Below are 13,911 nucleotides of genomic sequence, written 5' to 3' on the forward strand. Positions count from 1 at the left end.
ATCTAGGCGCCGTGACGACCAGTGGATTCGACGCATCTGCCCGCTTTGGCACGGTGCTGACTGCGATGGCGACGCCGTACGGATCCGACGGCTCTATCGACACCGACGCTGCAATACAACTGGCCACCCACCTCATCGATGCCGGCTGTGACGGGTTGGTGCTGTCGGGCACCACTGGTGAGTCGCCGACCACGGCCGACTACGAGAAGGTCACCATGCTGCGTGCGGTGGTCGACGCGGTGGGCGACCGGGCGCGCATCATCGCCGGGGCGGGCAGCAACGACACCGAGCACAGCGTGCGGCTGGCCGAGACGTGCGCGGGTGTGGGCGCCCACGGGCTGCTGGTGGTGACGCCGTATTACTCGCGGCCTTCGCAGGCCGGTCTCATCGCGCATTTCACCGCTGTCGCCGACGCCACCACGCTGCCGGTGTTGCTCTACGACATTCCGCCCCGGTCGGTGGTCCCGATCCAACCCGACACTCTGCGCACGCTTGCCGAGCACCCCAACATCGTCGGGGTCAAGGACGCCAAGGGTGACCTGCACGCCGGGGCGCAGGTCATGGCCGAGACGGGGTTGGCCTACTACTCCGGCGATGACGCGCTCAACCTACCCTGGCTGGCGATGGGCGCCACCGGGTTCATCAGCGTAATCGCGCACTTCGCGGCGAGCCAGCTGCGCGAGTTGATCACCGCTTTCCAGGCCGGCGACATCGCCACCGCCCGCAAGGTCAACGCCTCGATCGCGCCGCTCTGCAACGCGATGTCGCGGCTGGGCGGTGTGCCGATGGTCAAGGCCGGTCTGCGGCTACAGGGCATCGAGACCGGTGATCCACGCCTGCCGCTGGTGGCGCCGAGCCCCGACGAGGTCGACGCGCTGGCCGCCGATATGCGGGCTGCTGCGGTGTTGCAATAGTGGACGAACAACTCAAGCCCCCGGGACCGTTGGCCCCAGGTGCACTGCGGGTCACCGCGCTGGGCGGGATCAGCGAAATCGGCCGCAACATGACCGTTTTCGAGCACCTGGGTCGGCTGCTGATCATCGACTGCGGGGTGTTGTTTCCGACCCATGACGAACCGGGCGTCGACCTGATCCTGCCCGATCTGCGCCTCATCGAGAACCGCCTCGACGAGGTGGAGGCGCTGGTCCTGACCCACGCGCACGAGGACCACATCGGCGCGATCCCGTTTCTGCTCAAAATGCGCCCCGACATCCCGGTCGTCGGGTCGAAGTTCACCCTTGCGCTGGTCGCCGAGAAGTGCCGGGAGCACCGCATCAAACCGGCGTTCATCGAGGTCGACGCAGATCAGAGCTCAACGCACGGGGTATTCGAATGTGAATATTTCGCGGTCAACCACTCGATCCCCGGCTGCCTGGCCATCGCGGTCCACACCGGCGCAGGCACGGTGCTGCACACCGGTGACATCAAGCTCGACCAGTCTCCGCCCGACGGCAAACCGACCGATCTGCCCGGGATGTCGCGGCTCGGCGACGCCGGGGTGGATCTGTTCCTGTGCGATTCGACGAACGCCGAGCTGCCCGGCGTCGGCCCGTCGGAAAGTGAGATCGGGCCGAACATGCACCGGCTGATACGCAGTGCGCAGGGCCGGGTCATCGTGGCGTGCTTCGCCTCGAACGTCGGTCGCGTGCAACAGATCATCGATGCCTCCGTCGCGCTCGGTCGCAAGGTGTCGTTCGTCGGCCGGTCGATGGTGCGCAACATGGGGATCGCCAAGGAACTCGGCTATCTCAGCGTCGCCAACGACGACGACATCATCGACATCGGCGTAGCGGAGATGTTGCCGCCCGAGCAGGTGGTCCTGCTCACCACGGGCACACAGGGCGAACCGATGGCCGCCCTCTCGCGGATGTCGCGCGGTGAGCATCGCAGCATCACGCTGACTTCGGGTGACCTCATCATCATGTCGTCCTCGCAGATTCCCGGCAACGAGGAAGCGATCTTCGGCGTGCTAGATGCCCTGGCGAAGATCGGTGCGCGCGTCGTGACCAACCAGCATGTGCGCGTGCATGTATCCGGTCATGCGTACGCCGGCGAACTGCTGTTCCTCTACAACGGAGTACGGCCGCGCAATGTCATGCCGGTGCACGGTACGTGGCGGATGATGCGCGCGAACGCGGCGCTGGCCGCGCGCACCGGAGTACCGCAGGAACACATCGTGCTGGCGGAGAACGGTGTCAGCGTGGATCTCGCGGCCGGCCGGGCGTCGATCGCCGGCGCGGTGCCGACCGGCAAGATTTTCGTCGACGGGATGATCACGGGCGACGTCGGTGAAACGGTGGTCGGCGAACGCCTCACGCTCTCTTCGGGTTTCATCGCGGTGACGGTGGTGGTGCGGCGCGGAACCGGACGTGCGGCCGCACCCGCGCATCTGCACTCGCGCGGATTCTCCGAGGATCCGAAGTCGCTGGAACCCGCCACACGCAAGGTCGAGGAAGCGTTGGAAGCCCTTGCCGCCGAGAACGTCACCGACGTCACGCGCATCGCCCAGGCAGTGCGCCGCGCGGTCGGCAAGTGGGTGGGGGAGACCTACCGTCGTCAGCCGATGATCGTGCCGACGGTCATCGAGGTCTGAGGCCCTTGCCGCGAAACTGTATTCCCGCAGGGCTCCACTCGACCTTTCTCTGCGGATTTACAGTTTCGACGAATCGTGAGCCGTCTCAGCGCTTGTTGGCCGATCCGGCGTCCACCGGCAGCGCCACCCCGGTGATGTAGCGCGCATCGTCGGACACCAGCCAGGCCACCGCGTCGGCGATGTCCTCGGCTGAGAGCACCTGCACCGGCAACGCGTTGCCCATCTCCTGCGGTGTCTTCTCCTCGATGCTGCCCAGCCATTGCCGCGTGGCGTCGTTGTTGATCATCGGGGTGTCGACACCGGCCGGATGAATGGAGTTGACCCGGATGCTGTGCTGGGCAAGCAGATTGGCGTAGAGTCGCATCAAACCGACGATGCCGTGTTTGGCGGCGACATAGCCGATGGCGCCGGCGTCGTCGCTGCCGACACCGATCAACCCGGCCACCGAACTGGTGAGCACAATCGAGCCGCCCTGGCCCTGCTGCACCACCGTCGGGATCGCGACCTCGACGGTGTGATGCACGCCGGTGAGATTGACGTCGATGACGTCGCGCCAGCCGTCGGCGCCGGACTGCATGGGCGCGATGCCGGCGTTGGCGATAACGATGTCGAGCCGCCCGAGCTGATCGATTCCGGCCTGCAGCGCCGAGGCCAACGCATCCTGATCGCGAACGTCGGCCTGGCGGGCCACAATTCGCGCCCCGGTGTCTTCGACGAGCTTGACAGTCGTCGCGAGATCCTCGGCGGTGGCCAGCGGGTAGGGCACCGATGCGATCTGGGCGCAGATGTCGACAGCGATGATGTCGGCGCCTTCGGAGGCCAGCCGGACCGCCTCCGCGCGGCCCTGCCCGCGAGCGGCGCCCGTGATGAACGCAACCTTGCCGTCGAGGCCGCCCATCAGCTGCGGAGCTGACCCTTGCTCGGATCACCGGCGACCACCGGTTGCAGCATCTTGATGTCCGGCGCGCCGTCTAGATGCTCACCGACCGTGCCGAACAGGTTCGCGACCGCGGGTGCGGCGCTGTGGGCCTGCAGGGCTTCGGCATCGGCCCACTGCTCGACGAACACGAACGTGCCGTCGGCTTCGTGCAGCGCATACAGCTCGCAGCCGGGTTCCTGGTGCACTGCCTCGACGGCCTGCTGGCAGGCCGCCCGCACGGTGTCCACGGACTCGGGCTTGGCGGTCATGGTTGCGACGACGACGATCGGCATGGGCGATGAGCTCCTCGATGAGTGCCTGCTGGACGAGTGCACAGCCTACTGCTCGTCGTCCACACCACGTTGACCTAGGTCGCGATCGGCGCGGCCACCGCAATAGCGGTATACGCAGCGAAAACAATGTTTCGGCACGGGGATGCCAGCTCGGAGCCGAAGTGATACCTTTCTGTGACCAGTGTGGCAGATGTTGTTTCTGGGGCGGTTGCGACTACGCTGACAGGTATGGCTAGCAAGACCGTCGCGCGCTCTGGAACCCGTTCGAACAGGTCAAAGGCCGGTTCACGGGGCGGCTCGCGCTCCACGCCACGGCGCAAGCCAGCACCGCGGCGGCACCCGTCGCCGGTGGCCACCGCCGGCGCCACTGTGGGCCGCGGCATGCGGGCAGGCTGGCTGATGCTCGCCAAGGGCGCGGGGTCGACGGCCCGTTCGGTTGGTCGCGCCCGCGACCTCGAACCGGGACACCGCCGCGACGGTATCGCGCTGGCGCTGCTGGGCATCGCGGTGGTGATCGTCGCGAGTTCCTGGTTCGACGCGGCCCGACCCGTCGGGGAGTGGATCGACACGTTCCTGCGGGTGCTCATCGGTTCCGCGGTGGTGCTGCTGCCGATCGTGCTGGTCGCCGTGGCGCTGGTGCTGATGCGCACCGAACCCGATCCCGACGCCCGGCCACGCCTGGTCCTCGGCGCGGCGATGATCGCGCTGCCGGCGCTGGGCCTGTGGCATCTGTGGGCCGGCTCGCCCGTCGATCCGGCCGCCCGCCAGCACGCCGCCGGGTTCCTCGGGTTCGCGATCGGCGGTCCGCTCTCTGACGGCCTCACCGCGTGGATCGCGGCGCCGCTGCTGTTCATGGGGGTGCTCTTCGGTGTTCTGCTGGTCACCGGGACGACGATTCGTGAGGTGCCGTCGACGCTGCAGATGATGTTTTCCACGCGCGGCTTCGGTGGCGAGCACGACGACGAGGACTACGACGACGAGGACGACGCCGTCGCCGCGCAGGCCGACGATTTCTCCGACGGCTACTACGACGATCCCGCCGGATACGGCGACGACGGGGCGCAGGCGTGGCCGACCGGCTCGCCGATGGACAACTACCCGATCGACGACGAGGCTCCCACCGTTCCGGAGCCGACCGCTCGGCCCCGAAAGAAGAAACCCACCAAGAAGCAGGCGCTCTCACTGGACCGCGTGGTCGAGGGTCCCTACACGCTGCCGCCGCTGGACCTGTTGATCGTGGGCGATCCGCCCAAGCTGCGCAGCGCGGCCAACGACCGGATGGTCGACGCCATCAACGAGGTGCTCCAGCAGTTCAAGGTCAACGCATCGGTCACCGGTTGCACCCGCGGCCCGACCGTCACCCGCTACGAAGTCGAGTTGGGCCCGGGCGTAAAGGTCGAGAAAATCACAGCGCTGCACCGCAATATCGCCTACGCGGTGGCCACCGAGAGCGTGCGGATGCTGGCGCCGATCCCCGGCAAGTCGGCGGTGGGTATCGAGGTACCCAACACCGACCGGGAGATGGTGCGCCTCGCCGACGTGCTGACCGATCCGTCCACCCGCGGCGACCACCACCCGTTGGTCATCGGGCTCGGCAAAGACATTGAGGGCGAATATATCTCGGCCAACCTCGCGAAGATGCCGCACCTGCTGGTGGCCGGCTCTACCGGCTCGGGTAAGTCGAGCTTCGTCAACTCGATGCTGATCTCGCTGCTGGCGCGGGCCACCCCGGAAGAGGTCAGGATGATCCTGATCGACCCGAAGATGGTGGAACTCACCCCGTACGAAGGCATTCCGCACCTGATCACGCCGATCATCACGCAGCCCAAGAAAGCGGCCGCCGCGCTGGCGTGGCTGGTCGAGGAGATGGAGCAGCGATACCAGGACATGCAGGCCTCCAAGGTGCGCCACATCGACGACTTCAACAAGAAGGTGCGCTCCGGAGAGATCACCACGCCGCTGGGCAGCCAGCGCGAGTACAGGCCGTACCCGTACGTGGTGGCGATCGTTGACGAGTTGGCCGACCTGATGATGACCGCTCCGCGCGACGTCGAAGACGCGATCGTGCGTATCACGCAGAAGGCCCGCGCCGCGGGGATCCACCTCGTGCTGGCGACCCAGCGGCCCTCGGTCGACGTGGTCACCGGCCTGATCAAGACCAACGTGCCGTCCCGGTTGGCGTTCGCGACGTCGTCGCTGACCGACAGCCGCGTGATCCTCGACCAGCAGGGCGCCGAGAAGCTGATCGGCATGGGCGACGGGCTGTTTCTGCCGATGGGCGCCAACAAGCCGATCCGCCTACAGGGCGCGTTCATCACCGACGACGAGATCCACGCCGTCGTCGAGGCCACCAAGGCCCAGGCCGAGCCCGAGTACACCGAGGGCGTCACCACCGCCAAGACCACCAGCGAACGTACCGACGTCGACCCCGACATCGGCGACGATATGGACGTCTTCCTGCAGGCCGTGGAGCTGGTGGTGTCCAGCCAATTCGGCTCGACGTCGATGCTGCAGCGCAAACTGCGGGTGGGCTTCGCCAAGGCCGGCCGGTTGATGGACCTGATGGAGACCCGCAACATCGTCGGCCCCAGCGAAGGCTCCAAGGCGCGCGAGGTGCTGGTCAAGCCCGACGAGCTGGCGGCCACGCTGGCGTCGATCCGCGGTACCGGCGACAACGGTGACGACGACGAGGGCGCCGACGACACGGAGTGAGCATGTCTGGCGCTGAGATCGACGTATTGGCGGGTTTCACTCGCACTTTGGCGCCCGTTTGTCCCTTTCGGCGAGGGTGAGGAGCATGCGGGTGTTGCCGAGGATGTTGGGCTTGACGAAGGACAGGTCGAGGAACTCCGCGACACCGGTGTCATAAGAGCGGCACATCTCTTCGTAGACCTCCGCGGTCACCGGTGTGCCGTCGATCTCGACGAACCCGTGTGCGGTGAAAAACTCCACCTCGAAGGTGAGCACGAAGATACGCTCCAGGCGCAGTTCCTCGGCCACCGCCAGCAGCTGGTCGACGATCGCGTGCCCGATGCCGCGGCTGCGAACCTTCGGATGCACCGCCACGGTGCGCACCTCGCCGAGGTCGGACCACAACACGTGCAGCGCGCCGCAGCCGATCAGCTCGCCGTCCAACTCGGCCACCCAGAATTCCTGGACCGCCTCGTAGAGGTTCACCAGGTTCTTCTCCAGCAGAATCTTGCCGGCGTAGATGTCCACCAACGCTTTTATCGCAGGCACGTCCGAGGTCCGGGCTCGCCGCACGACGACCCGATCGGGATCTGTGCTCACACGTGGAGGGTATCGGTTTGAGCAACCGATATTCTGTGGCGGTGCCGGGCCAACCTCATACTGATCCGCTGGTTCCGCGCGCCCGGGTGGCGAATATCGCGAACATGCTCACCGGCGTGCGGATGGCGTTGGTTCCGGTGTTCGTGGCTTTTTTGTTCGTCGGCGACGGACATGAAACCTTCTGGCGGATAGCCGCATTCGTGGTGTTCGCAGTCGCGGTCATCACCGACCGGTTCGATGGGGCGTTGGCGCGCAGCTACGGCATGGTCACCGAGTTCGGCGCCCTCGCCGATCCGATTGCCGACAAGGCGCTGATCGGGGCCGCGCTGATCGGGCTATCGGTCCTCGGCGATCTGCCGTGGTGGATTACCGCGGTGATCCTGGTGCGGGAGGTCGGGATCACCGTGCTGCGGTTCGCGGTGCTGCGCCACGGCGTCATCCCGGCCAGCCGCGGCGGCAAACTCAAAACGTTGGTGCAGGCCGTGGCGATCGGCCTGTTCATCCTGCCCCTCTCGGGCACCTGGCTGGCCGGCGCGTGGGTGGTCATGTGGGCTGCGATCGCGTTGACCGTGCTCACCGGCATCGACTACGTCATCTCGGCGGCCAGGGATTCCCGAGCCCGGGCCTGAGCGCCTTTTTGCAGTTGATCTGCGCCATCCGGGAACCATCGCCGTGGTGCACAGCGTTGCCTAGTAGGAACCCCTCGACCCGAGTTCGTAAGGAGAGCACGATGACGGCATTGCTGCGCGAGGTGATCGGCGACGTGCTGCGTCGTGCCCGTATCGAGCAGGGTCGTACGTTGCGCGAAGTGTCCGACTCCGCGCGCGTCAGCCTCGGCTATCTGTCCGAGGTGGAGCGCGGCCGCAAGGAAGCCTCAAGTGAGCTGCTCAACGCCATCTGCGGCGCGCTGGACGTCCCGTTGTCGCGGGTGCTGTCGCACGCCGGCGAGGAGATGGAGCGCGAGGAGCACGTCGCGTTCACCGGCGCGGGGGCGGCCAACATCGACGCCAGCACCAAAGTCGTCATTCCGCAGGCCGTGTCGATGGCTGTGGCCTGAACCGGTTCTGGGTGTGGCGATCGGTGCCGAACCGATAGATTGGGCAGGACGGTGACCCGGGGCGCCGGCGAGCCCGAGAAAACCTCAGACACGAAGGCGGAATGATCCATGGCCAATCCGTTCGTCAAGGCGTGGCGCTACCTGATGGCGCTGTTCAGCTCCAAGGTCGACGAGTACGCCGACCCGAAGGTGCAGATTCAGCAGGCCATCGAGGAGGCGCAGCGCCAGCACCAGACGCTGACCCAGCAGGCCGCCCAGGTCATCGGTAATCAGCGGCAGCTGGAGATGCGGCTCAACCGCCAGCTTGCCGATATCGAGAAGCTGCAGGTCAACGTCCGTCAGGCGCTGACCCTGGCCGATCAGGCTACCGAGGCCGGCGACGCCGCCAAGGCCACCGAATACAACAACGCCGCCGAGGCGTTCGCCGCGCAGCTGGTGACCGCCGAGCAGAGCGTCGAAGACCTCAAGGGCCTGCACGACCAGGCACTTCAGGCAGCCGGTCAGGCCAAGAAGGCCGTCGAGCAAAACGCGATGATGCTGCAGCAGAAGATCGGCGAGCGCACCAAGCTGCTCTCGCAGCTCGAGCAGGCCAAGATGCAGGAGCAGGTCAGCGCGTCGCTGCAGTCGATGAGCGAGCTCGCCGCGCCGGGCGCCACGCCGAGCCTCGACGAGGTGCGGCAGAAGATCGAGCGCCGCTACGCCAACGCGATGGGTTCGGCCGAGTTGGCCCAGAACTCGGTGCAGGGCCGGATGCTCGAAGTACAGCAGGCCAGCGTGCAGATGGCCGGCCATTCCCGGCTGGAGCAGATCCGGGCCTCGATGCGCGGCGAGCAGCTGCCGGCCGGTGGCACCGCGACGCCCGCTCCGGCCAAGCCGGCCACCGACCAGCAGGCGGCACCGGAAAACCCGTTGTCCCAATAGTTTTTGTTTGGAAGCGCGATGAACCCACGCTCGAGTCGACCGGAGGCCTGGCGGTCGTTGCTGCAGCGTGGGTTGCAAAGTGGTATTGACACCGCCGCCGAGTGGTCCGACGTGCTGGCCGAGAAGCTCAACGCCGCATCCGATCCGCGCGCCAAGCTGTTGCGAAAGCGACGCTGGGCGCTGCGGCTGACGCTGTTCTTTGCCGTGTCGTCGGTGTTCTGGATCGCAGTCACCGCGGTGGTGGCGTCCTGGAGCACCCCGGCGTGGGTGCTGTTCATCCCGATTCCCATCGCTGCGGGTGCGGCGTTCCTGGCGACCCTGACGTTCCTGCGGTACCGATGGCTACGACGCGAGCCCTTGCCGCCGCAACGTTCCCGCGCCGCGCGCCGGCTGCCGCCGTGGGGTTCGGCGGCGCGGCAACCCATGGCCGCGCTGGCGTCCTCGGAGCGGGGACTGTTCTCGCTGCTGGGCGTCATGGAGCGAGGCCGGATGCTGCCGCGCGATGAACTGCGCGAACTGACCGTCGCGGCCAATCAGACGGCCACCACGATGGCGGCGACCGCGACCGAGGTGGTGTCGATGGAGCGCGCGGTCCGATCGGCGCCGCAGTCGCGGGTGCACCTGGGGCCCACCATCAACGCCTACACCGCCCAACTTCACCAGGGCGCGCGACAGTACAACGAAATGGTCGACGCCGCAGCGCAACTGGTTTCCGCGGTCAATGCCGGGCCGATGTCGCGTTCGCCGATGTCGCAGCAGCGCTACCGCGAGCAACTGTCCAACGCCACCGACCGGCTGTCCGGATGGGCGCAGGCGTTCGACGAGTTGGGTCAACTGCGCGGCGCGTAGCTTTAGATGTCGTGTGAGCTCGGCGGGCCCGAGCGCGGACCGTAGCGTTCGGCGTACGCCTGGTGCACATGGGCCTTTTTGCGGCGTGAGATCTCGTCGACCAGGGCCGGGTCCAGGCCGTGTTTGGCCAGCATGTGCCGGCGCCACACCTTGTTGAGGGCGTGCGAGAAGTAGACGAACGGGATCAGGATCGGCAGTGTCATCGTCAGGTGCACGTCCAGGGTCGTCGGGATGAACCAGAACGGTGCCATCACCAAGAACGCGGGAATGAAGACGCGGATCATCATTCTGCGCGTCGCGCCCTCGCCGGCCAGGTCGTTTCGCACCCAGTCGCGCATCGAGTCGGGCAGGCGACGGCCGTAGCTGTATCCGATGTACTCCCAGACGTTGGGTCGGGTGGGTGGTTTCTCGGTAGTCATATCGACTGTCTATGTTACCGACGCGCGGTTACATTCCCGGCCGCAGCGACGGGAACACCGTGGCGATCAGGCCGCGCGCCGTGCCCTTGAGGAAGTCCAGCGTGTCGAAGTAGTCGCGCCACAAGGTGATGCGCCCGCCGTGGACTTCGAACGTGCCGCACACCCAGAACTGGATCCGGACCGGGCCGAACACCAGCGCGTCGGTGCGCTCGGTCAGCACTGCGCTGCCTTCGCCGGCGATGCGGTGGATCTTGACCTCGAATCCCATGCGGCCTTGACCGCGCCGCATCAGGTCTACGATCCGCTGGCGGCCGTGGATGGTGGGAAGCCCGACGTTCTGCCACTCGATCCCGTCGGCGAGTGATTTGTCGACGGTGTCGAAGTCCTCGTCCTGCAGCGCGTAGAGGAAGGTCTCCACCGTGCGCACGTTGTCGAGGTTAGATCTCAGTGCGGCAGCCTGGTCGGTCATGGCAGTCAGCCTAGTGCGCTGGCCCTGTGGCACGGTAGGCCAATGCGCGTCGCGATAGTTGCCGGACCCGATCCCGGGCACACCTTTCCGGCGCTCGCGCTGTGCCTTCGATTTGTGGACGCCGGGGATGCACCGACGCTGGTGACCGGCAAGGAATGGCTGGACACCGCCCGCGCTGTCGGGGTGGACGCCGTCGAACTCCTTGGGCTTGACGCGACCGATCTCGACGACGACGCGGACGCCGGCGCCAAGATCAACCAGCGCGCGGCCCGCATGGCCGTGCAGAACGCGCCGCAGCTGCGGGCGCTGGCGCCGGATCTGGTGGTGTCGGATGCGATCACGGTCGCCGGCGCGTTCTGCGCCGAGTTGCTGGGTCTGCCGTGGATCGAGTTGAACCCGCACCCGCTGTACCGGCCGTCGAAGGGGCTGCCGCCGGTGGGTAGCGGGCTGGCGCCGGGCCTCGGGATGCGGGGGCGGCTGCGTGACGCGGTGATGCGCGCGCTGAGCGCCCGGTCGTGGCGCGAAGGACTGCGGCAGCGCGCAGCGGCCCGCGTCGAAATCGGTTTGCCGCCAACCGATCCGGGACCCCTGCGGCGGCTGATCGCGACGCTGCCCGCGTTGGAGGTGCCACGCCCCGACTGGCCTGCCGAGGCCGTGGTGGTCGGGCCGCTGCACTTCGAGCCGACGTCCTCGGTGCTGACGGTGCCGCCCGGTGCGGGCCCCCTGGTGATGGTCGCCCCGTCGACGGCGACGACGGGGACCGGCGGGCTGGCGGAGGTGGCGCTGGAGGGGTTGAGGCCGGGGGAGACGCTGCCCGAGGGCTCGCGCCTGGTGGTGTCGCGGCTGTCCGGCCCCGACGGGCCGGCGCCGCCGTGGGCGGTCGTCGGCCTGGGCCGCCAGGATGACCTGCTGGCCCACGCCGACGTGGTGGTCTGCGGCGGCGGACACGGCATGGTGTCCAAGGCGCTGCTGGCCGGGGTGCCGCTGGTGGTGGTGCCCGGCGGCGGTGATCAGTGGGAGATCGCCAACCGCGTTGTGCGCCAAGGCAGCGGACAGCTGGTGCGGCCGTTGACCGCGGACGGGTTGGCGTCGGCGGTGAGCGAGGTGTTGTCGGCACCGCGCTACCGCGATGCCGCGTGCCGGGCCGGCGCGTCGGTGTCCGACGTCGAGGATCCGGTACGCGCGTGCCATAACGCGCTCACGTAAGTTTGAGTGGTGCGCTTGACCGAATTCCGTGAACTCGTCGAGGGACAGTTCGGCCCCGTCCGCGGCGCGTCGATCATCGTCGACCATGTGCTGACCGGGTTAGGCGGTCGCACGGCGACGCAGGCCATCGAGGACGGCGTCGACCCGCGCGACGTCTGGCGCGCGCTGTGCGCAGACTTCGACGTCCCGCGCGATCAGTGGTGAGTCAACGCTTGTCTTCGCCGCCGGCCGGCTTCGCAGAGGCTTGCCGCCCTTCGTAGGGTGGGGTGGCGGACTCGACGTCCTTCGGCGGCTCATTCGTGAAGCTGGTTTCGAAATCGGGCTTTTCGTCACTTCCGTATGCGGGGACGGACTCGTCGCCCTGGTATTCACCCGACGGGCGATCCGCGGGTCCTCCGGATGGCACGTCCGAACCGGTGTCTCGGGTCTCGTTGTCTTCCGGCTCTGTCATGGCAACTCCTCTCGATGGGTTTCTCGCTATTCGCGGCGGCCGAGCACCAGCGCGGTTTCCCGGTGCAGCCGGCCGAAGTTGTAGTACGCGGCGCAGGCGCCCTCGGCGGACACCATGCACGTCCCGATCGGGGTCTCAGGAGTGCAGGCGGTGCCGAACACCTTGCATTCCCACGGTTTGATCACGCCCTTGAGGACCTCGCCGCACTGGCACGCCTTGGGGTCGGCGACCCGCAGGCCGGGCATGTCGAAGGTGGCCTCGGCGTCGAACTCGGCGTAGTCGCGGTGAACCTTGAGCGCGCTCTGCGAGATGAACCCCAGACCGCGCCATTCGAAGTGTGGACGCAGCTCGAACGTCTCGGCCATCAGCTTCAACGCCTGGGTGTTGCCTTCGGCGCGAACCACCCGGGTGTACTGGTTTTCGACCTCACAACGTCCCTGCCGGATCTGCGCCAGCAGCATGTGCACCGAGGCCAGGATGTCCAGTGGCTCGAATCCGGCCACCACCATCGGCTTGCCGTACACGTCGGGTACGAAGCGGTATGGGCGCAGGCCCACCACCGTCGACACGTGGCCGGGCCCGAGAAACCCCGCCAGTCGCAGATCGGGCGATTCGAGAATGGCCTTGATCGGCGGAACGATCGTGACGTGGTTGCAGAACACGCTGAAGTTCTTCACGCCCCGCGCGCGTGCGCGTACCAGCGTCACAGCGGTCGACGGGGCGGTGGTTTCGAAGCCGACGGCGAAGAACACCACGTGCCGGTCGGGATTGTCGACGGCCACCTTGAGCGCGTCGAGCGGGGAGTAGACGAACCGCACGTCGGCGCCCCGCGCCTTGGCAGCGATCAGGGTGCCGTTGGATCCCGGCACGCGCATCATGTCGCCGAAGGTCGTGAAGATGATGCCGGGCTGTTCGGCCAGCCACATCGCGTCGTCGATCCGGCCCATCGGGATGACACACACCGGACATCCCGGTCCGTGCACCAGCTCTACGGACTCGGGCAGCAGGTGCTCGATGCCGTGCCGGTAGATGGTGTGGGTATGGCCGCCGCACACCTCCATGAACTTGAAGTCGTCGCCACCGGCGAGCTCGGTGATCGAGCGGACCAGGGCGCGCGCCGCTGCCGGGTCCCGAAATTCGTCGACGAATCTCATATCAAGCCTCCCAGGCGATTTCGGATGAGGTGAACGCTTCCATCTCGGTCACGTAGTCGGCGCCCATCTTCTGCACCTGGTCGAGGGTCATCGCGGCCTCGCGTTCGTCGATCTTGGCCATCGCGAATCCGACGTGCACCAGCACCCAGTCGCCGACGCGCAAGTTGTCGTCGGCCAGCAGCCGCACGCTGATGTTGCGACGCACGCCGTTGACGTCGACCTTGGCCAGGGACTGTTCGGCGTCGACGATGTCGACCACCTGACCGGGAATGCCCAAACACATGAGCTT

The 13,911-nt window shown here is 67.2% G+C and carries 17 protein-coding genes; 9 read left to right on the forward strand and 8 right to left on the reverse strand.

All coding sequences use genetic code 11. The features are described 5' to 3' along the window. The first annotated feature begins 11 nt into the window (after nucleotides 1–11). Both dapA and ABQF13_RS02060 read left to right on the forward strand, forming a co-directional pair. The gene (gene dapA / locus ABQF13_RS02055; protein ID WP_448391017.1) at nucleotides 12–914 is read left to right on the forward strand and encodes a 4-hydroxy-tetrahydrodipicolinate synthase; all 903 of its coding nucleotides are present in this window, start codon (nucleotides 12–14) and stop codon (nucleotides 912–914) included. Then, complete coding sequence (locus ABQF13_RS02060) at nucleotides 914–2,593, forward strand: ribonuclease J (protein WP_448391019.1); 1,680 nt, start codon at nucleotides 914–916, stop codon at nucleotides 2,591–2,593. Before dapA ends, ABQF13_RS02060 begins: the two co-directional genes overlap by 1 nt. An 85-nt stretch (nucleotides 2,594–2,678) precedes the next feature. On the opposite strand, the gene ABQF13_RS02065 is transcribed toward ABQF13_RS02060, so the two are convergent. Then, the gene (locus ABQF13_RS02065; protein WP_448391021.1) at nucleotides 2,679–3,491 is read right to left on the reverse strand and encodes a mycofactocin-coupled SDR family oxidoreductase; all 813 of its coding nucleotides are present in this window, start codon (nucleotides 3,489–3,491) and stop codon (nucleotides 2,679–2,681) included. Then, nucleotides 3,491–3,805 (reverse strand): putative quinol monooxygenase, encoded by a 315-nt coding sequence (locus ABQF13_RS02070; RefSeq protein WP_448391022.1) that lies wholly within the window; start codon nucleotides 3,803–3,805, stop codon nucleotides 3,491–3,493. Before ABQF13_RS02070 ends, ABQF13_RS02065 begins: the two co-directional genes overlap by 1 nt. Nucleotides 3,806–4,033: 228 nt before the next feature. On the opposite strand from ABQF13_RS02070, the gene ABQF13_RS02075 reads away from it, so the two are divergent. After that, a complete protein-coding gene (locus ABQF13_RS02075; RefSeq protein ID WP_448391023.1) occupies nucleotides 4,034–6,517 on the forward strand; it encodes an FtsK/SpoIIIE family DNA translocase in 2,484 nt (827 codons plus the stop codon). A 36-nt stretch (nucleotides 6,518–6,553) separates the two neighbouring features. Here ABQF13_RS02075 and ABQF13_RS02080 read toward each other — a convergent pair whose 3' ends face one another. Further along, the gene (locus tag ABQF13_RS02080; RefSeq protein ID WP_448391377.1) at nucleotides 6,554–7,069 is read right to left on the reverse strand and encodes an amino-acid N-acetyltransferase; all 516 of its coding nucleotides are present in this window, start codon (nucleotides 7,067–7,069) and stop codon (nucleotides 6,554–6,556) included. Between the two features lie 68 nt (nucleotides 7,070–7,137). On the opposite strand from ABQF13_RS02080, the gene pgsA reads away from it, so the two are divergent. The 4 genes from pgsA to pspM all read left to right on the forward strand — a co-directional run bounded on the left by pgsA (nucleotide 7,138) and on the right by pspM (nucleotide 9,923). Next, entirely contained in the window at nucleotides 7,138–7,725 is a 588-nt protein-coding gene (gene pgsA, locus ABQF13_RS02085; RefSeq protein WP_448391024.1) for a CDP-diacylglycerol--glycerol-3-phosphate 3-phosphatidyltransferase, read from the forward strand. Between the two features lie 101 nt (nucleotides 7,726–7,826). After that, entirely contained in the window at nucleotides 7,827–8,153 is a 327-nt protein-coding gene (clgR, locus tag ABQF13_RS02090) for a transcriptional regulator ClgR (RefSeq protein WP_448391025.1), read from the forward strand. Nucleotides 8,154–8,261: 108 nt separating this feature from the next. Next, nucleotides 8,262–9,074 (forward strand): phage shock protein PspA, encoded by an 813-nt coding sequence (gene pspA, locus ABQF13_RS02095; protein WP_448391026.1) that lies wholly within the window; start codon nucleotides 8,262–8,264, stop codon nucleotides 9,072–9,074. Between the two features lie 18 nt (nucleotides 9,075–9,092). Next, nucleotides 9,093–9,923 carry a phage shock envelope stress response protein PspM gene (gene pspM / locus ABQF13_RS02100; RefSeq protein ID WP_448391027.1) on the forward strand — a complete coding sequence of 277 codons (831 nt, stop codon included), beginning with the start codon at nucleotides 9,093–9,095 and terminating at the stop codon, nucleotides 9,921–9,923. 2 nt (nucleotides 9,924–9,925) lie between these two features. Here the strand turns inward: pspM and ABQF13_RS02105 are convergent, their stop codons facing one another. After that, a complete protein-coding gene (locus ABQF13_RS02105) occupies nucleotides 9,926–10,342 on the reverse strand; it encodes a DUF5313 domain-containing protein (protein WP_448391028.1) in 417 nt (138 codons plus the stop codon). Nucleotides 10,343–10,370: 28 nt separating this feature from the next. Continuing rightward, nucleotides 10,371–10,811 (reverse strand): limonene-1,2-epoxide hydrolase family protein, encoded by a 441-nt coding sequence (locus ABQF13_RS02110; RefSeq protein WP_448391029.1) that lies wholly within the window; start codon nucleotides 10,809–10,811, stop codon nucleotides 10,371–10,373. 42 nt (nucleotides 10,812–10,853) lie between these two features. On the opposite strand from ABQF13_RS02110, the gene ABQF13_RS02115 reads away from it, so the two are divergent. Together ABQF13_RS02115 and ABQF13_RS02120 are read left to right on the forward strand one after the other, a co-directional pair. Further along, complete coding sequence (locus tag ABQF13_RS02115) at nucleotides 10,854–12,017, forward strand: glycosyltransferase (protein WP_448391030.1); 1,164 nt, start codon at nucleotides 10,854–10,856, stop codon at nucleotides 12,015–12,017. Between the two features lie 9 nt (nucleotides 12,018–12,026). After that, nucleotides 12,027–12,221, forward strand: coding sequence for a DUF3046 domain-containing protein (locus tag ABQF13_RS02120; protein ID WP_448391031.1), 195 nt, complete (start codon nucleotides 12,027–12,029; stop codon nucleotides 12,219–12,221). Nucleotide 12,222: 1 nt separating this feature from the next. On the opposite strand, the gene ABQF13_RS02125 is transcribed toward ABQF13_RS02120, so the two are convergent. The 3 genes from ABQF13_RS02125 to ABQF13_RS02135 are packed head-to-tail and all read right to left on the reverse strand — an operon-like array spanning nucleotide 12,223 to nucleotide 13,905. Then, nucleotides 12,223–12,468, reverse strand: a complete 246-nt coding sequence (locus tag ABQF13_RS02125) for a hypothetical protein (protein WP_448391032.1) — start codon at nucleotides 12,466–12,468, stop codon at nucleotides 12,223–12,225. Nucleotides 12,469–12,494: 26 nt separating this feature from the next. Next, entirely contained in the window at nucleotides 12,495–13,622 is a 1,128-nt protein-coding gene (hypD, locus tag ABQF13_RS02130; RefSeq protein WP_448391034.1) for a hydrogenase formation protein HypD, read from the reverse strand. A gap of 1 nt (nucleotide 13,623) precedes the next feature. Next, entirely contained in the window at nucleotides 13,624–13,905 is a 282-nt protein-coding gene (locus tag ABQF13_RS02135; RefSeq protein WP_448391036.1) for a HypC/HybG/HupF family hydrogenase formation chaperone, read from the reverse strand. Nucleotides 13,906–13,911 lie beyond the last annotated feature (6 nt).

It is taken from the genome of Mycolicibacterium sp. XJ879, from assembly GCF_053483935.1.